This is a genomic window from Virgibacillus natechei (assembly GCF_026013645.1).
Lineage (GTDB): Bacteria > Bacillota > Bacilli > Bacillales > Amphibacillaceae > Virgibacillus_L > Virgibacillus_L natechei.
The window spans coordinates 2,898,251-2,920,532 of record NZ_CP110224.1 but is presented as its reverse complement, the minus strand read 5'-3'; the positions used below and the strand labels follow the sequence as shown (position 1 = coordinate 2,920,532).

Genomic DNA, 22,282 nt, shown 5'->3' with positions numbered 1-22,282 from the left:
GTCGACAAAATTCGGGAAGTGACAGGCACCTTCCCAAGGCACCTTCCCAGGGGAGAGGATGATTCGTATGCAAAAACAAATTAAACTTGTGAGAAGGCCAGTTGGTACACCATCAAAAGAGGATTTCGAATTTGCTCATGTACCGGTTGGTGAGCCGGAGGAAGGGGAAGTACTTGTTAAGACAACCTATATCTCGGTTGATCCTTACCTTAGAGGGAGAATGAATGATGCGAAATCTTATGTTGCACCATTCGAGCTGGACTCCGTCATTACCAGTGGTGTGGTTGGTCAAGTTGTCCAATCAAAATCGCCGAAGTTTGAGAAAAATGATGTCGTTACAGGCTCACTCGGCTGGCAGGAATATTCAGTGGCAAAAGAATCTGAAATTCGTAAAATTGATACGAAGCTCGCGCCAGCTTCTGCCTACTTAAGTGTATTAGGCATGACAGGGCTAACCGCTTATTTTGGACTCTTGGATATCGGGAAGCCGCAAGAAGGGGAAACAGTTGTTGTATCAGGCGCAGCAGGTGCTGTTGGTTCAGTTGTCGGGCAAATCGCCAAGGTAAAAGGTGCTCACGTCGTTGGGATTGCAGGTTCGGATGAAAAAATTGCTTACCTTAAAAAGGAGCTCGGATTTGATGCAGCAATAAATTATAAAACAGAGGACGTGGGAACTGCACTTCGTAATACATGCCCAGATGGAATTGATGTGTACTTTGAAAATGTTGGTGGTGAAATCGGGGAGGCCGTACTGCCACTACTAAATAAATTCGCACGTATCCCTGTGTGCGGAGCGATTTCGGCTTATAATAATAAAGAAGCGGATAAGGGACTGCGTGTTCAAGGCTACTTGATTAAAACGAGTGCATTGATGCAAGGATTCACCGTTGGGGATTATGCCTCCGGGTTCAAAGAAGGCTCACAAGCGCTAGCAGGATGGTATCAGGAAGGGAAAATACAATATGAAGAAACCGTAACAGAAGGATTCGATCAAACAATTGAGGCCTTTCTTGACCTCTTCCAAGGCGCAAACTTAGGAAAAGCAATTGTGAAAGTATCTGAGATTGAATAATGGTGGAGAGCGCGATTCCTGATTACAATGGGGTCGCGCTTTCGTTCCGTGTTCGTTCAGCTGTTCCTACCGAGTATGTTATGTGCTCACCAGGATCCGCTGTCTATAAAACAAAACCGAAGCTCCAATCTATTAAGGATAAGATAAACGCGTAACAGTGCCTGCCTGTCACTCCCTTGAGAAAATCATTCGACAAAAACCGGGAAGTGACAGGCACCTCCCTAATCTCTTTCCTTCGTTTTAGCTGGCATTCTGAAGGATGTATAAATCAGTACGCCGATTAGTACGAGTCCGAGATAGCCAATAAGTGGATAGAACAAAGCAACAAGCTCTGTAAAACCGACGAAGCTTAATGCAAATCCTATTATCCCTGCAAAAAGCGAGAATACCTTGAATTTGGTAGTTTCTATTTTGGTAAAGCGTGCCCCGAATGAGTAGAACATGCTTGTAGCAGTATTGAATATCATACCAAATAGAATAATGAGTAAAGAAGTCCCGTACCTGGGAGAAGACTATCCGCTATACTTAACATTGGCATTTCATAGGTTCCAGCCACGTCAACTTGAGAAAAGATGGTGAGGTGACTTATAAGTATCAATATACCAATTCCCAGACCTCCAATAAGTCCTCCCCATGCAGCGGTTTTTTCGTTCTTTTCATTCCCTCCCATGACAAGTGTCATGGATACCCCAACTGCGATATTAAATGACACGTAATTAATCGCTGAAAGAAACCAGTTCGGTGTTGCTGAGGGATGTTCTCTCGCAACAGAATCAAGTGATGCAAATGACGCATCCACTGTGACAAGGTTGTAGATGGATAGAATAATAACTGCTAGAATCAGAAAAGGGGTGATGCTTCCAATAACTTTAACGACCCGACTGACATTCAGCATGACCGTAAGTAGTACAAGAATCGTCATGATCATGCTGCCGACAAATGCCGGTAATCCAAACTGCTGATTCAAGATCGAACCGCCACCTGCAAGCATGACTACACCTACACCGAACAGTGTGAAAATAATGATATAATCAATGATGGTGCCAAGAAAGCGACCACTGATTTTATATATTGCGCCCCTATGTGATGTAGCTTGCAATCTGCTACCGAGTTTGGCCAAAATCATGCCGATATAGGCGAACAATGCTGTAGCGACGATACCTCCTAAAATTCCGATATAACCAAAACTAGTAAAATATTGCAAGATCTCTTGTCCAGATGCAAATCCCGCACCCACAATGATTCCGATAAAAGCGCTCCCAATTTGTAAGACTTTCCTCATGATGTCCTCCGATAATTTTGTCGTAATAGGATATATAATAGTATTAGCCAATCTATTTAGGATACATTATTTTCGTTGTAAGTTCAATTTTCAAAACACAAAATATTAGCGCTTGCGTTATCCGTTGATTGCTTACAAAAAATGCATCCTTACATATGCGTTAGCAGGATATATAGCATTAGCTAACTTCCTGTGAACGGTGCATAATGGGAGTGCCAGCCTTGCTGCACTGGCTATCAGATTCAGTCGATTGCCGTCCTCATGCAAGCAAGTGACCGCTCATTCACCTAATAGATTGCTAGCTGTAAACAATCGATCGGTTCCCTAATTAACAAATATTGTCCCCGAAAACGAGCACATCCGCTTCACCATCACAACAGTCCTTCTTGTTCATACAGGTAATCAAATGGTACATCTAGAAAAATATATAGCGTGTCTGTAATTGGGTAAGAAAATGTTTTTATTTGCTCGTCCTTTTCTATATCTGTATATAAATCGGATAAGATTCCTTTTTTCTCGATATTCATTCGAACAATATTTTCAAAGAAATAGGGCCGCCAGCTCCAGTTTTTTTGCCTGCTTTCGTGCGTAAGCTCCCATTCCCCATCTTTATTTTTATCCGCATTGGAAGATAATTGAATTCCTTCTTCATTACATATATATACCCGGAAGACGAAGCGATCGCAAGCGTGGGCGGCAGCAAGGATGATGTCGTCATAAGGGTCGCTCGATGTGATGGTGCTTAGTGTTGTCGTGAATTGTTTGTTGATCAAATTGGTTAATTCCATTTGGGCTGTCATTTTCTTACGTTCAAATGTAATGAAGTGTTGAAAATCTGTTTTGATTTTCTCTTTCGCACCATCAGGCTCGACGAAATCGGGTCCAATCCGTTTTATATAAGCGCCTTGATAATATCGTCCGCCATTTCGCCATGCGTAATTCAATTGGTTATAGGATGAAATATTCTTAAATAGTAAAGCTGCTCCTATTGTACGTGACAGCATGGTGAGAGAGTGATGTACGTCGCGATGCAAATGCGGTAATAAGTCATCTTTCAAAAACCCTGCATCGACTTTCACAATATTCGGTTTCAAAATAGCTAAATGATCAAGGTTTCCATTCTTTTTCCCAACGTCGTCCAAGGCTATTCGAATTCCCAACGTTTTAATGTAGGAAAATAATGGGCGGAAATCATCTAATTGATTTTTAATGAAGGGTTCTTTGAGTTCGATGATAATTCTTGTGAAATCTAGCCCTTGTTCTTTATAAGCATACAAAAGCGCTAGTAATGTGTCAGCATTATCGTTGAGTAGCAGCCTGGCATCATAATGTAGAAATAAATTCGTCGATTGATCTGTCATCAAAAAGGCTTTAACCGCTTTAGCATGGATCCAATTATTCAGTTCAAGGTGAAAATCATGAGGTATAGAGGTGTCCTCAAAAAACCAATCGAGCTGTTGTGCGTTCCTTTCATTTTCTAAAAAATGTGCCCTTACTTCATAGCCAGAGACTAATTGTGTGTCAGCACTTATGATGGGCTGATAATAGGGTATGACTTTTTCTGAGTCTAGCATGATATCTAATGGATCCACTTCTGCACACCTCCACTTACATTCTACCTATTATAATAGCGTATAATACGTTTATCTGTCACGCTTGGAATTATGATCGGTTAGTCTAGGAAGTCTTTCTGGATATAGTGTAGAAGAGTGGTTTTTTAAAAGATTGTTTGTTTTTGACACAAAATCTATAAAAGACGACTGTTTCTATAAGTATTTGCTATAAACGTCGTTCGGGATCGCTCCGGGCGGATGCTTTCCGCGGGCGCGGCCTCAGCCTTCGATGCACAGGACGTGCTATCAACTGCGAAGTTTTAAAAACCTGCCCAATAATAAACGAGAGTTGTTTGGCGGGGGGATTCTTGATAAGCTTGTCCGAGTAGAATGAAGGAAAAACTCGGAGGAGCAGCGTCTAATGAGACATTTTTTTGAAAACAGAAAAACGGTCAGACTTCAAACGTGGATTACATTGCTAATTGGTGTGGTTTTAATTATAGCATTGGCAGTGACGGGCATTCTAATAGCAGGTGAAACAGCCGAAACGGTGCGTGAAAGTCAGGCAGAAAAGACGATGGATATTGCCCATAGTGTTAGCCGGTCACCATTGGTTATTGAAGGGTTGACGGATGAGATGCATACAGCCGAGATCCAAGCCTATACGAAATCGGTGCAGGAGGATACGAATGTTGCATACATTGTCGTTATGGACAGCGAACGTTTGCGGCAGTCGCATCCAGTCGAGGAACGGATTGGGGAATACTTTGTAGGGGATGATGAAGACAGAGCGTTTCAAGGGGAACACTATACGTCTGTAGCAGAAGGGACACTGGGTGAATCGCTGCGTGCATTTGTGCCGATATGGGACCGAGAAGAGCAGGTGGGCGTGGTATCTGTAGGTATTTTGCTAGATGAGGTAGAAGGTGCCGTTATCACCAATCAGCGTATGATCTATTTAGGGACGGGTGCCGGACTCGTGATTGGTGTAATTGGTGCAGTTTTTCTGGCACGCAGGGTTAAACGTACGATGCATGGCCTTGAACCAAGAGAAATTGCTCATCTGCTACAGGAGAGAGGAGCCATGCTAGCGTCTGTAAGGGAAGGAATTATTGCGGTTAACGAAAAAGAAGAAATTGTGGTCGCTAATCACGCTGCTCTAGAGATTTTTCAACGGGCTGGCTTAGCGGGAGATCCCACCGGTCAACAGGTGGATGCGTACTTGCCGCCTTCTCGTTTAAGAGAGGTACTGCTTAATGAGAAAATAGAATACGATCAGGAACAACGGCTTCATGGTATTGATATTGTCGTGAATAAAAGGCCAGTTGAATTAAATGATCAAATGGTGGGCGCTATTGCAACATTTCGAGATAAGTCGGAACTTACCTCATTGGCAGCACAATTAACCAATGCGAAGACCTATGCGGAAACCCTCCGTGGACAGACGCATGAATTCATGAATCAGTTGCATGTCCTATCCGCTATGATTGAGACTGAATCGTATGAGGAGTTGCAAACCTATATTAAGACAATTACCCCAGACCATCAACAAGCGACGGAACCCGTTTCACGCCTTGTAAAAGATCCCGTCCTGGCTGGGTATATTTTAAACAAACTGAGTCAACTCAGAGAAAATAATGTGACAATCGAATTGAATGGGGAAAAGGCCTTACCTTTATTGATTAAAAAGGAAAAAATGGATGTTATCACAACCGTAATTGGTAACATACTAGAAAATGCGAATGAAGCGATGGCCAATCAAACGAATAAATATGTGATGATTACGATTAACTACATAAATAAACAGATGTATGTTTCTATTCAAGATAATGGGCCTGGGTTAGCTCCGTCTGAAATGGAAACTGTTTTTGAAAAAGGGAAATCCACAAAGGGTGATCATCGCGGTTACGGTTTATTTTTGGCAAAACAAAAATTGGATGAATGGGGAGGAACACTAGAACTTTCATCTGAAAAGGGTGAAGGTACGGTTTTTGATCTCGTCATTCCTTATGAAGGTGAAGACGTATGATACATGTATTAATTATGGAAGATGACCCGATGGTGGCTAAGTTTAACCGGGTTTACCTGGAAAGGGTGGACGGATTCACGGTCCTGGAGGTGATTCAGGACATTCCATCAGGCTGGGATTTTTTAGCCAATCATGATGTGGATCTTATTTTACTGGATGTCTATATGGCAGATAAGAATGGGCTTGATATGCTTGTGAATTTGCGGGAAAGCGGATGGAATGTTGATGTGATTGTTATAACAGCTGCTAATGATCATACATCGATCACGCGTGCTTTGCATTATGGTGCGGTTGATTATTTAATTAAACCGTTTGATTTCGAGCGATTTCAGAAGGCACTGTTGCAGTATAAGCAAAGGTTTGACCTGATGAAAGCAGACAGTGAGGTGCCACAGGAAGCGTTGGATGCATTTCTTTTGAAAAGCGAACGTCCTGAATTAAGATCATTTGACCTTCCGAAAGGTTTTACCGCATTAACCTTTTCCCGAATTGCAAAACAAATTGCCAAGTGGGAGAAACACAGGTTTTCTGCGGGTGACCTAGCAGCTGAAACTGGTATATCACGCGTATCTGTAAATAAATATTTGAATTACCTGGTACAGGTAGACGTTTTGAAAATAGAGGTAACCTATCAGGCAACCGGGCGACCATTACATCTTTATCAGGTAAAACCGGATCGTATGAATAGTATCTACTCGCTGATGGCGACGGAGGATTAATATCCTTCGTCGTTTATTTTAGTTACAAAAGTCTTTCGTTACTTACGAAAGGTGCACAAGTCACAATTTATCCATTATATTATGTAGAAACCGCTTACAACAGAGGAGGATGGGTTAACAATATGGAACAAGGATCGATAACAACAATGTGGAGAGGCCTTTGGAAGTCACATAAGAATACGAAAAATTTGATAACCCTTTCAACATTTAGAAATGCGGGAAAATCAAATCAAGATCGTTCGACAAAACAAAAGGATAACAGTTCTGCAACTGCCAATTCAGGCGGGCCTTCTGGAAATGGGAACGAGAAGAAGCCGGCTTATACAAAAGCTCAATTAGTGGGCTTAATACTGGGACCACTGCTGTTCCTATTGACATTATTATTTTTTAATCCAGCTGATTTAAATGCAGGTGCGCGTGCTGTACTTGCATCGACCCTATGGATTGCGACATGGTGGGTAACAGAAGCAGTTCCAATTCCGGTCACATCGCTCTTGCCCATTATTTTGCTTCCTATAACTGGAGCATTGGATGGAGATACGGTTGTTTCATCTTATGGCAATGATATTATATTCTTATTTCTTGGTGGATTCTTTATCGCAACTGCAATGGAAAAATGGAATTTGCATAAGCGTATCGCATTGGCAATTATTTCATTAATTGGGACAACCCCACAGAAAATTATATTAGGATTCATGGTAGCCACAGCTTTTCTGTCGATGTGGGTTTCCAACACTGCTGCGACGATGATGATGATTCCAATTGGCTTGGCGATTGTCTACCAGGCATCTCAATCCTTGAAACAGGGAGGACATGCTTCGGAGATACCCAAATTTGAAAAAGCCATTATATTCGGGATTGGCTACGCCGGAACCATTGGTGGACTCGGGACATTGATTGGGACACCACCACTCAGTATCCTTGCAGCGACTGTTGGCGAAATGTACGGTACCGAAATATCGTTTGCAGGTTGGATGGTGTTCGGTGTTCCACTTGTTATTATCATGATACCGCTTGTCTGGCTTTATCTTACACGAGTCGTTTATAAAGTGAATTTTAGTGAACTACCAGGCGGGAAAGAACAAATTAGTCAAGAAAGAAAAGGACTTGGAACAATAACCTATGAAGAAAAAAGTGTCTTGGCAGTCTTTCTATTTGCTGCTTTTATGTGGATTACACGAACGTTCATTTGGGAAAATATCGTTGGCGTTCCAGGCATTAGTGATGGAATGATCGCAATGGCGGCAACGATTATGCTATTCATGATTCCAGCAAAAAATGTGGAAGGTAGCAAATTAATGGAGTGGAGCGATTCCAAGGAGATTCCTTGGGGGATTCTCATCTTATTCGGGGGCGGACTTGCGATTGCAGCCGGTTTTACCGAGACAGGGCTCTCCGATTGGGTTGGGGACCAGCTGACATTTCTTGATGGCATGCACTTCGTTATCATTGTACTCGTAGCAACTGCTGTTGTATTATTCTTGACCGAAGTTACATCAAATACAGCGACAGGAACGATGATTATACCAGTAGTAGCTTCGCTCGCAGTGGCAATGAACATCCACCCGTATGCACTAATGGTCTCATGTGCGATGGCTGCAAACTGTGCATTCATGCTTCCTGTAGGGACACCACCGAACGCGATTATTTTCGCTACCGGAAAGCTTACGATAAAGGAAATGGTTAAAAACGGTTTTTGGCTCAATATTATTGCGATTTTATTAATCGTAGCAGCCGTTTATTTCTACCTACCAGTTGCGTGGGACATAAACTTACTAGAAGTCCCGTCCGGATTTTAATTTTAATAGAAACTATAAAGGCCATTCTCAGTAGAGGATGGCCTTTATAGTTTGCTTAGGAAATAAGAATCGTTACCCAGATTTTTTGCAGATAGGAAACCACCATCTAAAACTTCGTCGTAACGCCATTTTTGAGGTGGGGGTTCATGATGGGCTACCTGTTAAACTACGATGAAATTGATGTGTAGTGGCTAATTAAACAAAGCGTTCAATTAGGACGAGATTCGCATCCTGTACTGCATCATGACTATGAATCTCGGATTAATGAATTACTCATTGTCTATGCGCTCCGTCGGGTATTTACCTAATTCAAATAACCCTACGGATGCTAGTCCGCTGATTCCGCCTGCCCACATTCTTTCTACTATCCCAGCATCCACAAAGAATGCTGCTGCACCTAAGCCAACACCGATTACGGCTGCCATTAGTGGGGTGAACCGTTTATTAATTACCACCGCCATTTTGACTGCTTGAATTAAAGCGTTAGTGACTGGTGCTGCTAATGTTGCTAACATCAATATTTCGTTCATCTACCTCACCTCTCTGCAATAGCCATGAGAATAACTCCCGAGAGAAAGCCATTGTAAAGTCGTGAATTTCTTCTGCGTATCCACATGGTATCGCCACATTCTCAGTTCATGAACACAGCTAGAAGTCCTGATATTCTATCACCTCCTATTCCTTTATTTTATGAATGAATCATAAAGAGGTGGCGGTTTTTGTGAGAGTATCTATTAAAAAAGGCCTTTGTCTACTAGATTGATCATAATTTGAGATTCTATGGTATATGTGGTTTTTTCGCAATCGAGGCTTTTCTTTTTCTATCAGTGTTTTTGTGAAAATAAAAATGGTATACTCTAATAACGTGTATAATAGTAAGGAGTAGACGAAATTGGATACATTTATTGTGAATAAGGTTTTAAATAACAATGTGTTAATTGCAATAGACCATCAAGATGGGGAAGTAGTGTTGATCGGTAAAGGTATTGGGTTTAACAAGAAGAAAGATGAGTTGATTCGTGAAAATTCTGTTGAAAAAATGTTTGTCTTGCGTAATGAAAAAGAGCAAGAATACTATAAAGAACTATTGCCTCAAATCGAGGAGAATATATTAAATACCATTATCAGTTCTATTGAGATGATCAGAAGTAAGTCGGATGTGACGCTGAATGAACAGGCTCATGTAGCGTTAACCGACCATATCCTTTTTGCAGTCACCCGATTAATGAAAGGAATGGAGATAAGAAATCCTTTTCTGACGGAAACGAAAGCGCTGTATCCTTTTGAATATGAAATTGCTGCAGAGGTTGTTGACTTTATCAACCATTCGTTGGACATTGATTTACCAGAAGGGGAAGTGGGTTTTATTGCATTGCATGTGCATGCTGCGATGACGAATATGGCTATTTCTGACATTAACAAGTATTCGCAATTAGTAAAACGATTAACGGAAACCATTGAATCTCAATTAGATATAATGATCCAAAGGGATAGTATTCATTACATCCGGCTTGTCCGACATATTCGCTATACCATTGAACGGGTGTTGAAAGAGGAAAAGGTAGAAGAACCAGAAAAAATCGTAGCACTATTGAAAAAGGAATACCCGGTATGTTATAATCTTTCTTGGAAGTTGATTAAGATCATGCAGCAAACATTAAAAAAACCAGTATATAATGCTGAAGCTGTTTATTTAACGATGCACCTTCAGCGATTAACAACGAAATATGAATAGTTCACGCAGCGTGTAACTGATTCGATCAGGCATGAGTAGAGAAGATAAAGGAACAAGAAAAGGGATAAAACTCTATCTTGTTGTATTTATTATTCTGCTCATGTCTGATTTTTTTTGTTGTTATCGAGCTGTTTGCTAGAAAATAAGAGGGAGTGAATGGAAACATGTTTAAAAAAGCTTTTGGCGAGCTGCAAAAAATCGGAAAAGCATTGATGCTACCCGTGGCGTTATTGCCTGCAGCTGGGCTTTTACTAGGGTTTGGTAATGCGGCGCAACAGGAAACGATGCTTGGGTATCTTCCGTTCTTAGAAGCGGACTGGATTCAGTTAGTTGCAACCGTGATGGAAGATTCGGGTGGTGTTATATTTGACAACTTGCCGCTAATCTTTGCTGTTGGTATAGCGATTGGGTTGGTGGCAGACGGAGCGGCAGGACTTGCTGCTATCGTTGGTTATTTAGTACTGAACCAGGTGATGGGTTCCTGGCTTGGCGTCACACCGGAAGTGACCGAAGCAGATCCTGGATTTGCATCTGTCTTAGGGATTGATACATTGCAAACAGGGGTATTTGGCGGGATTATAGTTGGTCTGATCGCTGCCTATTGCTTTAAAAAATTCCATAATATTGAGATGCCTACATTCTTAGGTTTTTTTGCTGGAAAACGTTTTGTACCAATTGCCACAGCGGCAATGTCATTTGTCGTCGGACTTTTGTTATTATTTATCTGGCCTCCGGTTCAAGAAGCGATGAACAGCGCGTCCTACTGGTTGATTGAAGAGGGGACGTATATAGCCGTCTTTTTCTTCGGATTTATAAAACGATTACTCATTCCATTCGGATTGCATCATATTTTCCATGCGCCTTTCTGGTATGAGTTTGGTACGTACACGTCAGTAGCTGGTGAAATCGTTCGTGGGGATATGACGATTTTCTTTCAACAATTGAGAGATGGCGTTGAAATAACTGCTGGTAACTTTATGGCCGGTGAATTCCCGATTATGATGTTTGGCTTACCAGCAGCTGCGCTAGCGATGTATCATACGGCACGACCGGAAAAGAAAAAGGTTGTTGCGGGTCTATTAGGTTCTGCAGCTTTAACATCCTTTTTAACCGGAATTACGGAACCGCTTGAGTTCTTATTTATGTTTATATCGCCAGTCCTGTTCTTGATTCACGCTGTTTTGGATGGACTTTCATTTGTATTAATGACGTACTTCAGTGTGAATATCGGTTATACATTCTCGGGTGGTGCGATTGACTTTGTATTATTCGGTATCTTACCAGGCCAAGAAGCATGGTATATTACCATTATATTAGGACTCATGTTTGCGGTTATTTATTATTTCATTTTCAGATTCTTTATTAAGAAGTTTAACTTGATGACACCTGGCCGTGAAAAAACAGCAGATGATCAAGAAGCATCGAAGGGCGAGGCTGGGGACCTACCATATAATGTGTTAGAAGCAATGGGGGGACAAGAAAACATTGCCCATCTAGATGCATGTATCACCCGTTTACGCGTATCTGTGAATACGATAAAAGATGTGAATAAAGACGAGCTGAAAAACCTTGGTGCCGCTGGTGTGCTTGAGGTAGGCGATAATATTCAAGCAATATTCGGTCCACGTTCGGAAACAATAAAAGGTCAAATGGAGGATATTATTTCAGGTAAATCACCGCGTCGGGTCGAGCCAAATCTGGAAGAAGAAGTGAAGCAGCAAATAGAAGAAGTGAATCCTGATAGCTTGCAAAATGAGGGAAGCACGGATACGATTGTTTCACCAATTCAAGGGAAAATCGTACCTATTACGGAAGTTCCGGATGATGTCTTTGCTGGAAAAATGATGGGAGACGGTTTTGCTGTCATTCCGGAAGAAGGTTTGGTTGTTTCACCGGTGAACGGAAAGATCGTTAATGTATTCCCAACGAAACATGCCATTGGAATACAGTCCGAAGGTGGCAAGGAAATACTCATCCATGTCGGTATCGAAACCGTTAAACTAGAAGGAAAAGGATTCGAAGTATTTGTTGATGAGGGTGATACGGTGAAAGCTGGACAACCTTTATTACAAGCGGACTTGGATTATATTCAAGCAAATGCAGCTTCAACGATTACACCAATTGTGTTCACGAATTTAAGTGAAAGCCAAGTTAAGTTGGAAAAACAAGGTGTAGTGAAACGAAGCGAAGAAGGGATTGTGACGGTGGAGTAGGGTCTTTATAGAGCTTGTTACTCCCGTGAATATATTGTCAGGACACTCATGAAGGGATCATGGTGTCCTGGCATTTTTTTTGTTTGGTATATCCTAGTGGAAGACGAGAAATGATCCTCGAATGATTACCCCGACATCTAATACTTCGTTAGGCTCTGGTATATAATAGGTCCGCCGATGCTAGGCGGTTTCGAACGACAATTCCAATCCAGGCTGCAAGAAAGGCTTTGAGCAGTCCAACGATTATAAATGGAGCAAATCCACTAGCAAAAGCTGCAGGCCATGTAAGACTTGCGATGAACTTCAACCAAACGGTGCCAAATAATAATGCAATTAACATACCAATCACGTTTGCAATAACCGCGTTTAAGATAGTGAAATTCGTTTTTTCCAGGTAGTAACCGATAACAAATGCTGCTGGTGCAAAACCAATTATAAAACCACCAGTAGGCCCGAATACCACACCTAATCCAGCTTGCATGTGTGAAAAAACAGGTACACCAATTGCTCCAATAATCACATAAAGGATGACAGAGATCGTGCCGTATTTGGATCCCAAGATAGTCGCTGCGAGCCCAAGTGCTAGTGTTTGGCCTGTAATTGGGACAAGCGGTAATGGGATGGTTACTTGTGCTAAGATCCCGATAATAGCCGCGAAGAGTGCTGTAATAATCATCATGCGTAATTTATAACTAGATTCTGACATTATGTATGAAGTCCCCTCTCTTTTGTTAACCTCATTATTATTTGGTTGACAATCATAGTTTATAGCAAAATCGATCAAGTTGTCAATATTCTAGAAAATTTTTTATTACACCAGGAAACTATAGAATTTAAAAGCTGTGGATAACTTATACACTGGAATAGCCACGTCCAGCTCCAGCGCCCAGCAACTATCAAACTTCACACTCCTCCACTACGATAAGTCAACATCGACTTACTTCGTTCGTCGTGTTTCCTTTATCTCATTGTGGAGTGCTCCAGTTTGTACGTTGCTAAACGGGCGCTTGCGCTTTTGTTCTTATAAGTAAAGTTGCTGGATCCATTAACACAGGATGCATGTGTGTTCTATAATGATTATTCTGTGTTTGACGAATATAAAGGGGTTGCTTTTGATGAAGAAGAAGGCATTCCCGTTCGAATTGGCAAAAGTAATATGTAACAAGTCATCGGAATATACTATAATTACAACGTTTGTGTTATAATTTTTATAAGTGAAAAGCCTTTTCTGTACACGTTGCAGAGAGGCTTTTTTAGGCAAACTTGGCATTCTCCGAAAGGCTTGTACTCCAAAGCATAAGGGTTTTTCGAAAACTTGGCTTATCGCCACGCTTTTTATGGTGATAGCCAAAGCCTACACTTATGCAGTAAGAATTAACTGCCTAACACAGCAAAGAACTTATTCTAAGAATCCCTTTAATGAATGCCAAGTTTGCTAATAAGAGGAGGTGTTTGCATGTCTGTAGAACCAAACGAACTAAACAGTAATAATAATAAATTTAATGGAAAATCAATAGCGGCATTAGTATTAGGGATCACATCCATCATTATCCCATATATTGGGTTCATATTAGGGATTATTGCAATTGTCTTTGCAGCTAAGTCTCTAAAAGAAATAAAAGAATTCAACCACGATGGTAGAGGACTCGCAATAGCAGGATTAGTCTGTGGAATTGTAGGTACGGCTATTTATGCAATTATACTATTTTTCTTATTGATTTTAGGAATTATGTTTAGTGTTTAAGTGTTCCATTTAAATGAATAAAACAAAAGCCCAAAAGAACGAGTCTTTTGGGCTTTTGGTCGAGCGGAAGTTTCTTTTCCAAGCAGTAATAACTTTCAGGTAGGCTAACCTACAGCCTCTTATCATACGGTAACGACACCTATGAGTATCGCAATGAATAATAGAAGAACGGAAAAACCCCACATCCAAAAAAAGGAATAGCGAATATGTTTTCCCATTTCAAGTCCTGCCATTCCGAGTGCAAGCCACAGAGCTGGTGAAAAAGGACTGACGAAGGTTCCGATAACGTTACCTATGATCATGGCAAATGCCGCAGATATAGAGGATACGCCGTAACTTGTAACGACTCCTTCTACAATCGGAAGCAAGGCGAAGTAATAAGCATCTGTACTAAGTAATAAATCAAAAGGAACACCAAATACACCAATTACAATATGTAAATAAGGAATAATAAAGGCTGGTAAAATCGTTACCAGGTCTTCTGCAAGTGCGTCCAGCATTAAAGTACCTTCCAGTATACCTAAAAAGGACCCAGCTGCTAGAATAATAGCTGCCATAAGGAGTGCGTTTGGTGAATGTTCTTTAATACGAGCCATTTGGTCCCCTACATTCGGATAGTTAAGTGGTAGGGCAATACTAACTCCAATCATAAATGCGAACCCTGCAGGGATACCTCCCCATACTAATACGCTTATGACCCCTAATGTTAATAATAGATTGACCCATAAAAGTTTTGGACGAGTTAATGAATTGTCCTTTTCTAATGGTTCAGCCTCTAATGAAGCAGCAGCTTCTTCCATAGCTTCTTCCTCAACTGGTAACGTTGATTCCTGTGGCGCCGTTTTTTTAATTCGACGTTTTTCACGGAATCCTAAGAGAATAGCTAAACCAATTAACAGGACAAAGGAAATAATCTGTATTGGGATAAGTTGTCTCCAGATTTCTGTAGGATCCATACCGAGGATTGCACTGGTTCTACCTACAGGCCCTCCCCAAGGAACCATGTTCATGATGCTCGCACTCATTCCGATTAGTAACAGAAGTAAGTAGGGGCTCATTTTCAACCGTTTATACAAAGGGAGTAAGGCTGGAATTGTGATCAGGAACGTAGAAGCACCTGAACCGTCCAAGTGTGCAATAGCGGCAACAATAACTGTTCCTACAGCGACAGCAATGATATTACCACGGGAGACCGAAACCATTTTAGTTATCATGGGATCGAACATTCCTGTATCCTGCATGATTCCAAAGAAGAGTATTGCAAAAATAAACATAATAACAATACCAAATACTGAATCAATTCCAACTTCGAAAAAAGCGCCAATTTCTACTGGGTTAAATCCAGCTACGAGGGCTCCGATAATCGGAACCACGATAAGCGCTACAATAGGAGAAACCTTCCCACTTATAAGTAATAAAACAATCGTCACAATTGTAATTAAACCAATTAAACTTAGCATACTATCTCCTTTCTATTATTCGTCTTTTTAATGAAAACAGGGAATTGTAAACGGATACAAACTCTATTAAAAATAAAAGATCCCTCTTTTTAAGTTAATATATTTTGTAATATATCACAGAGGGATTTGGGAAAGAAGATTATGCATATAATCGGTTTATTAATCTTTATGGGTGTTTTGTTCATTTTGATGACGCTATATATTTTCGCTCTGGTCTGCCAACATCGCCGTAGCTAAGTTCAGCATATACTTCTTCAACGGAAACCAGGTATTCCAGGTATCGCCTTGCTGTAGAGCGATTTAAACCTATATGTTTACTTGCTTCCAGTGCCGTTACACCACCCTTCCCTTTCTCCTTTAAAACGGCATTAACTTTAGTAAGGGTGATATCATCAATTCCTTTGGGGAGGTTTTTGATTGGAGCATCACGCTTGATTGACGGTTTTGACGGACGTATAAGCTGATCAATCTCCTCTTGGTCAAATTGGTCCTTGGATGATAAGATGCGGACTTGTTCCCGGTAGTTTGTCAACGTCTGCTCTAGCCGGTCAATATCGACAGGCTTAACCATATAATCATAAATGCCTCCCTTTAAGGTTTCTTGAATCGTTGTTACTTCTTTTGCTGCTGTTAAGATGATAATATCAATCTCGTGATAATGCTTCCTTATTTCCCAAAATAAATGTAATCCGATACTATCCGGAACGTAAATATCCAATAAAATTAAGTGTGGCAGGTTTGTTCCTTTTTCTAAAAATACCAACGTTTCTTCAGCTGTTTTTACGGTATTCACGGTATGAAATCCATCAACCTGGTCTACAAGCTGTCGATTGATCTCCGCAATACGAAAATCGTCTTCCACAATTAAAACATGGATCGATTCATGCATGTCGATTCCTCCTCTATTATTCGTCTTTCGGTATCGCAATGACAAAGTAGGCGCCACCAAGATCACCTGCTTCTTCCAAATAAAAGGAGCCATCGATACTGGAAATGATTTGTTTCGTTATTGATAATCCGATACCACGGTCTGAACCATCTTTCATCGAAAAGCCCTTTTCAAATATTTTAAAGGAATCTGCTTCACAAATCCCTGTTCCTGAATCTTCTATTTCAAAAATAATGTCATTTCCGGCATCTGTAAAGAATAGGGATACATTACGGTTTGAAGGAGGGTTTTCTTTTATTGCATCCATGGCATTATCGATAAGGTTTCCTACAGCAGTTAACAGTGCTCGGGCCTTTTCATTGCTGAGGGAACGCTCCAGGTGACTGTCTGGATCGATGAACAAATTTACTTGTAATTCTTCTGCTTGGTTTAATTTTCCAAGTAAAAGCCCACTCAGTAACGGGTCGGACACTTTATCAATCAAGACACGAATCCACTCTTGCTGATTTTTGCTTTCCGTTTGAATCAAGTCCACGACTTCTTCCTTCTTATCTAAATATAATAAACCTAATATCGTATAAAGTTTATTTGAAAACTCATGCGTTTGCGCACGTAAGGCGTTAGCATATTGTCGTACATGGGTTAATTCCTTCGTTAATGATTCAATTTCGGTCTTATTACGAAACGTGGACACAGCACCGATTAGCTCACTTTCATAATAGATCGGGACCGTGTTTGTAAGAAAAACATTCTGACCGAATATGCTTTCTTTGTCGTATTGACTGTTTCCAGTAGTTAAGACCTCTTGCAATTTTGAAGAAGGAAGAATGTTCTGCACCGGCGTTCCTATATAGTTCGTTTGATTTATTTCTTGATTAAATAGTAACTGCTGGGCAGTAGCATTCATCATGGTGACGAATCCGTCTTGATTCACCGCGATAATGCCTTCATGTGTGGACTGAAGGATGGTTTCTTTTTGAAACAATACGTGGGCGATTTCCTCTGGCTCCATCCCAAATAAAACTCTTTTTATATAAGTCGTAACCAAGATAGCGCCCAATATACCGACCCCACCAATTAGGAATAAAACAATCCATATTTCCTTACTGTAATCTGCGATAAGGCTTTGGACGTCATTAACTAGAAATCCGACAGAAACGACACCTACGATTTCCCCGTCCAGAAAAATTGGTACTTTCGCACGTAGAGAATCACCTAATGTTCCAGTCGCTTTTGACGTATAGGATTCCCCGTTCAGCAAAGCTCTTTCATTGTCACCACCTACCATCTTTTTACCAATTTCCTCCTCATCGGGATGTGCATAACGAACTTCTTCCGTATTTCCGACAACAATGAACTCAGCTTCAGTCGCATCCTGTATAGGGGCAATGGTGGGTTGAATGATGGAAGCAGGATCGTCTGCTTCAAATGCCGCGACTAGTTCAGGAATGTGAGACACCGTTTCGGCAACATTTAATGCTTGATCACCCATTTCTGCTTCTAATGTATCGGAAAGGAAATGATGGAGAAAAATTCCGATAAAAGTAATGATGGCGAGAATGAGAATCCCGATCAGGAGAATCATTTTCATTTTCAAATTAAAGCGTACGGTCGGTTTAAGCTGGTGTTTTTTTATATCACTTTTCTGAAATTGAATCATGGTCCATTCTCCTCCATCGATGGAATTGCTAGTGAATAATTATAACATATTTAATAGGGAACGAAATTGGAGACTTCTAATAAAACAGGTGTCTGACCACGCTGATGTAGTCAGACACCTTATCCTTATTTTTCCACCCAATGCTTTGCTACTTGCGTGTAGAAACCTTCTTCATTACGATGATCACGGAGCTCCACAAAGGACTCTATTAATTGTTTGGAAAGCTTGTTTTGTGCTGGAACGGATGCTTCTGTTAAATCCTCATTTAACTGGTTATTGTCCACGAGTGCTTCATGATAGGTTTTCATCATTTGTTCCGTTTCTACCCGATTCGTTTTTAAAAGTGTCTTCAACGATTTCTTTGCAACGAAAAGCTGGCTATATGATCTCATTTTTTGTAACATATGTACGTTCCTTTCATTTTTAGGGGTTGTTTTATTTTCCCGCTTTTACCAGGGATACTTTATATCTCCCGTTTATCATAGCATTGATTCGAGGTGTTCTTCATGGTTAAAGGCACGAAACAATTCAATTTTCATAGTTTAGCCCACTGTTGACAACACATAAAATCTAATGCGATCAGTTGATGCTCCCTAAAACTTGACCTTGTCTTTCAATTCACATAAAGTATTAGTAAATTAATATGAAGAGGGAAGCGAATATGAATAAATATATCGAAGAAAAAATACAAACATTTAAAGCTAGAAATAAAAATAGAGCGCGTCTTTTAATCAATTGCCCTGATCAACCAGGAATTGTCGCAGCAGTCTCTCAATTCCTTTATGGATATGGGGCGAATATTATCGAGTCGGATCAATATACCATGGATCCCATGGGCGGGAATTTCTTTATACGAATTGAGTTTGAATGTGACGGTCTAAATGAGAAGGGAAGTCAGTTGGAGGAGAATTTTCTTTCCGTAGCCGAAAAATTTAATTTGGACTGGAAGATTATGTATGTGCGTGAAATCAAAAACATGGCTGTATTCGTCTCCAAAGAACCACATTGCCTACTTGAGCTTTTGTGGGAATTCCAAAGCGGGAATATAATGGCAAATATTGCGGTTGTTATCAGCAATCATGAAACGGCAAGGGACATGGTGGAATCACTAGGCATTCCATTTTATTACATTCCATCAAATCGGGACATTCGGAAGCAGGTGGAGGAAGAGCAGAAGGAATTGCTGGAGAAATATGAGATAGATGTGATTGTTCTGGCACGTTATATGCAAATTCTCTCACCGACATTTGTAGAAGATTATCAACATCGTATCATTAATATTCACCATTCCTTTCTGCCAGCGTTTATTGGTGCGAAACCATATGAACGCGCCTTTGATCGAGGTGTGAAAATGATTGGTGCAACGTCCCATTATGTCACGAATGATCTCGACGAAGGCCCGATCATCGAACAGGATATCGACCGAGTGGATCATCGTGATAATGTGGACGCCATGAAAAAAACAGGGCAATCCATTGAACGAAGTGTCCTCACACGTTCTGTTAAATGGCATCTGGATGATCGAATTATTGTGGAGGGGAATAAGACGATTGTGTTTTAATTTTGGATTACCAATTTAATAGCTACAAAAAAGTCCATTCTTTACTTTTAAAGAAGGACTTTTTTTCGTTGCATAGGAAACTATAAAATTTAAATGCTGGGGATAACTTATATACTGGAATAGCCACGTCCAGCTCCAGCGCCCAGCGCCCAGCAACTATCAAACTTCACACTCCTCCACTACGATAAAGAAGACTTACTGATTGCCAAGCCGGAGGCGTAGGCAGAAGTAAAGTCGCACTTATACCCTGTGGGTGAAAAGAAGACTTACTGATTGCCAAGCCGGAGGCGTAGGCAGAAGTAAAGTCGCACTTATACCCTGTGGGTGAAAAGAAGACTTACTGATTGCCAAGCCGGAGGCGTAGGCAGAAGTAAAGTCGCACTTATACCCTTGTGGTGAAAGCGGGCATCGACTCCCTAGGCTTAAGGAAGGCCGACTAAAACCGGGCTTGCGCTCAGGCGTCGGCATACCCCTATGAAGGGGCATGTTTCCTTTATCTCATTGCGTAGTGGAGGTTCAACTAAAACCGCCACTTTGCGTGGCAATGTTGAACCACCCGCGATGCGCGGGCGCAGTTTGTACGTTGCTAAACGGGCACTTGCGCTTTTGTTCTTTGTGTAAGTGTAAAGCTTTGTGAATGCCAAGTTTTCTAACGTTAAAAGAGGTGGAAGTACTATTATTTACTAAAGATGCATACATTTATTATCAATCTACAAATTTAAATTCTTTACAGGTAAAGTAGAGGGCGAATTCGACTGTTGTGTGTGGACATGCTTATTTAACGGTAATAAAAAAATGAAAAAGGGGGTTGGATACGCATGGACATATTATCGATTGTACCGCCGATTGTAGCGGTGGTGATGGCCATTATTACCAAGCGTGTTTTGTTTTCACTTTTCATCAGTATTTGGGTTGGTGGTTTAATCGCGGCGGGCGGTAATCCATTTGAAGCGGTAGGGCAAACGTTCACATGGATGAAGGATGTGATGGTTGATCCATGGAATGCTCGTTTTCTTGTCATGACAGCGCTACTGGGAACCGGAGCTGCGTTTATGTTTAAGACAGGCGGCTCGGAAGGTCTTATAAAAATATTACAAAAGAGATTAACCACAAAGAAGCGGGTACTGTTTTTACCATATTTCTTAGGTATTCTTATTTTCTTCAATGATTACGTCAACTCTGTCATCGTTGGAAACGCGACAAAAGATATCACCAAAAAACACAAAATTTCAAGAGAAAAATTATCCTACGTGATTGACTCGACAGCTGCTCCAATGGCAACAATCGGACCTGTTTCAGACTGGATCGGTTTTCAAGTATCATTAATTGCGGCAGCCTTTGCCAGCCTTAGTATTGTAGGTATGGAACCGTATTTTGTCTTTTTGCAATCTATTCCATGGAATTTTTACGCTATTCTTTGTCTCTTAGCCGTACCTATGATTATAGCGGGCAAGGATTTTGGTCCAATGGCAAAAGCAGAACATCGTGCACATACAACCGGAAAACTGATACCAGATGGATCAACGCCATTATCTTCGGTTGAGCAGGATTTGGGGGAACCATTCCAGAAAGAGGGAAGTGTTTGGAATTTTATTCTTCCGCTGGTAACACTTATTTCCGTCAGTATATGGGGGTTATGGTATTCAGGTGGTGGAGCAACAGGGAAATCAATGATGGACGCGCTTGCCGATACGGATGTTTCTGTTGCATTAACATGGGGTGCTTTTGCAATGACGACGGTAGGGATCATTCTTGCGCTTGTGCAAGGTATGGGCCTGAAAAAGTGTGAGGATACGTTGCTTGGTGGTATTCGTACCATGTTGCCAGCACTTATTATTATCGTGTTGGCTTGGTCGATTGGAACGGTAACAGCAGAACTTGGTACTGCGGAGTTCGTGGTAAGTGCGACAGAAGGATGGATGACAACAGCGCTTATACCATTTTTGGTTTTTGCTATCAGCATGTTTATTTCTTTTGCAACAGGTACGTCTTGGGGCACAATGTCGATTTTGACGCCTATTGCGATCCCGCTAGCTTATACGATGGGGGGAGAGGAATTAATACCTATCGTTATCGGAGCGATTTTTGCCGGGGCAATTTTCGGCGACCATGTCTCACCAATTTCTGATACAACGGTAATGGCATCTATTTTCTCTGAATCGGATCACATTGCTCACGTTAATACACAGATCCCATACGCATTAGTACCTGCTGGGATTGCAGGTGTCATGTATCTACTGTACTCGTTGATTGGTAGCAGTATCATTTTATTAATTGTCGGTATCGTTGTTCAATTCTTCTTACTTCGTTATTTGGGCAATCGGCATGAGAAAAAATTTGGAGAAGTGGGATGAGTTTGAAAGTATATGAAGAAAAACATGTAAAAGCTACTGGCCCAATGAACTTTTGTAGTTCATCCGATCAGTAGCTTCTCTTTTGACATTTTAGAAAGGGAAACGGAATATGTAATAAGAGGAGTCTAATAATTTGGCTCTTTTCATAAGTGTTATTGCTTATAAACCTACGGAGTTGATATAAAAGACGACATAACTTGAGATGAAGGATG

At 41.0% G+C, this 22,282-nt stretch carries 17 protein-coding genes; 9 read left to right on the top strand and 8 right to left on the bottom strand.

Translation table 11 applies throughout. The annotated features are described in order from the left end of the window. The first annotated feature begins 58 nt into the window (after window positions 1-58). The gene (locus tag OLD84_RS14950; RefSeq protein ID WP_209464170.1) at window positions 59-1,072 is read left to right on the top strand and encodes an NADP-dependent oxidoreductase; all 1,014 of its coding nucleotides are present in this window, start codon (window positions 59-61) and stop codon (window positions 1,070-1,072) included. 463 nt (window positions 1,073-1,535) lie between these two features. On the opposite strand, the gene OLD84_RS14945 is transcribed toward OLD84_RS14950, so the two are convergent. Both OLD84_RS14945 and OLD84_RS14940 read right to left on the bottom strand, forming a co-directional pair. Next, entirely contained in the window at window positions 1,536-2,354 is an 819-nt protein-coding gene (locus OLD84_RS14945; RefSeq protein ID WP_319961333.1) for a YkvI family membrane protein, read from the bottom strand. 371 nt (window positions 2,355-2,725) lie between these two features. Further along, the gene (locus tag OLD84_RS14940; protein WP_209464171.1) at window positions 2,726-3,946 is read right to left on the bottom strand and encodes an EAL domain-containing protein; all 1,221 of its coding nucleotides are present in this window, start codon (window positions 3,944-3,946) and stop codon (window positions 2,726-2,728) included. A 382-nt stretch (window positions 3,947-4,328) separates the two neighbouring features. On the opposite strand from OLD84_RS14940, the gene dcuS reads away from it, so the two are divergent. From dcuS to OLD84_RS14925, 3 genes are all read left to right on the top strand, one after another. Further along, complete coding sequence (dcuS, locus tag OLD84_RS14935) at window positions 4,329-5,936, top strand: DcuS/MalK family sensor histidine kinase (protein WP_209464172.1); 1,608 nt, start codon at window positions 4,329-4,331, stop codon at window positions 5,934-5,936. Then, window positions 5,933-6,655 carry a response regulator gene (locus OLD84_RS14930; RefSeq protein ID WP_209464173.1) on the top strand — a complete coding sequence of 241 codons (723 nt, stop codon included), beginning with the start codon at window positions 5,933-5,935 and terminating at the stop codon, window positions 6,653-6,655. Before dcuS ends, OLD84_RS14930 begins: the two co-directional genes overlap by 4 nt. Window positions 6,656-6,777: 122 nt before the next feature. Next, window positions 6,778-8,454 (top strand): SLC13 family permease, encoded by a 1,677-nt coding sequence (locus OLD84_RS14925; protein ID WP_209464174.1) that lies wholly within the window; start codon window positions 6,778-6,780, stop codon window positions 8,452-8,454. A gap of 269 nt (window positions 8,455-8,723) precedes the next feature. Here the strand turns inward: OLD84_RS14925 and OLD84_RS14920 are convergent, their stop codons facing one another. Then, a complete protein-coding gene (locus OLD84_RS14920) occupies window positions 8,724-8,984 on the bottom strand; it encodes a holin (RefSeq protein ID WP_209464175.1) in 261 nt (86 codons plus the stop codon). 362 nt (window positions 8,985-9,346) lie between these two features. Between OLD84_RS14920 and glcT the strand changes: the two genes are divergently transcribed. Beyond that, window positions 9,347-10,189, top strand: coding sequence for a glucose PTS transporter transcription antiterminator GlcT (gene glcT, locus OLD84_RS14915; protein WP_209464176.1), 843 nt, complete (start codon window positions 9,347-9,349; stop codon window positions 10,187-10,189). 164 nt (window positions 10,190-10,353) lie between these two features. Further along, window positions 10,354-12,402: a glucose-specific PTS transporter subunit IIBC gene (gene ptsG / locus OLD84_RS14910; RefSeq protein WP_209464177.1), complete on the top strand. Its 2,049-nt coding sequence runs from the start codon at window positions 10,354-10,356 to the stop codon at window positions 12,400-12,402. Window positions 12,403-12,550: 148 nt separating this feature from the next. Here the strand turns inward: ptsG and OLD84_RS14905 are convergent, their stop codons facing one another. After that, the gene (locus tag OLD84_RS14905) at window positions 12,551-13,108 is read right to left on the bottom strand and encodes a biotin transporter BioY (protein WP_209464178.1); all 558 of its coding nucleotides are present in this window, start codon (window positions 13,106-13,108) and stop codon (window positions 12,551-12,553) included. A gap of 750 nt (window positions 13,109-13,858) precedes the next feature. On the opposite strand from OLD84_RS14905, the gene OLD84_RS14900 reads away from it, so the two are divergent. After that, complete coding sequence (locus tag OLD84_RS14900; RefSeq protein WP_245301651.1) at window positions 13,859-14,146, top strand: DUF4190 domain-containing protein; 288 nt, start codon at window positions 13,859-13,861, stop codon at window positions 14,144-14,146. 122 nt (window positions 14,147-14,268) lie between these two features. On the opposite strand, the gene OLD84_RS14895 is transcribed toward OLD84_RS14900, so the two are convergent. The 4 genes from OLD84_RS14895 to OLD84_RS14880 all read right to left on the bottom strand — a co-directional run bounded on the left by OLD84_RS14895 (window position 14,269) and on the right by OLD84_RS14880 (window position 18,559). Then, the gene (locus OLD84_RS14895) at window positions 14,269-15,606 is read right to left on the bottom strand and encodes a CitMHS family transporter (RefSeq protein ID WP_209464180.1); all 1,338 of its coding nucleotides are present in this window, start codon (window positions 15,604-15,606) and stop codon (window positions 14,269-14,271) included. Window positions 15,607-15,787: 181 nt separating this feature from the next. Continuing rightward, window positions 15,788-16,495, bottom strand: coding sequence for a response regulator (locus OLD84_RS14890; protein WP_209464181.1), 708 nt, complete (start codon window positions 16,493-16,495; stop codon window positions 15,788-15,790). Between the two features lie 16 nt (window positions 16,496-16,511). Continuing rightward, window positions 16,512-18,155, bottom strand: coding sequence for an ATP-binding protein (locus OLD84_RS14885; RefSeq protein ID WP_209464182.1), 1,644 nt, complete (start codon window positions 18,153-18,155; stop codon window positions 16,512-16,514). A gap of 125 nt (window positions 18,156-18,280) precedes the next feature. After that, window positions 18,281-18,559 carry a hypothetical protein gene (locus OLD84_RS14880; RefSeq protein WP_209464183.1) on the bottom strand — a complete coding sequence of 93 codons (279 nt, stop codon included), beginning with the start codon at window positions 18,557-18,559 and terminating at the stop codon, window positions 18,281-18,283. A gap of 257 nt (window positions 18,560-18,816) precedes the next feature. Here OLD84_RS14880 and purU point away from each other — a divergent pair, with 257 nt between their 5' ends. Continuing rightward, entirely contained in the window at window positions 18,817-19,716 is a 900-nt protein-coding gene (purU, locus tag OLD84_RS14875; protein ID WP_209464184.1) for a formyltetrahydrofolate deformylase, read from the top strand. 818 nt (window positions 19,717-20,534) lie between these two features. Next, window positions 20,535-22,070 (top strand): Na+/H+ antiporter NhaC family protein, encoded by a 1,536-nt coding sequence (locus OLD84_RS14870; protein WP_209464185.1) that lies wholly within the window; start codon window positions 20,535-20,537, stop codon window positions 22,068-22,070. Window positions 22,071-22,282 lie beyond the last annotated feature (212 nt).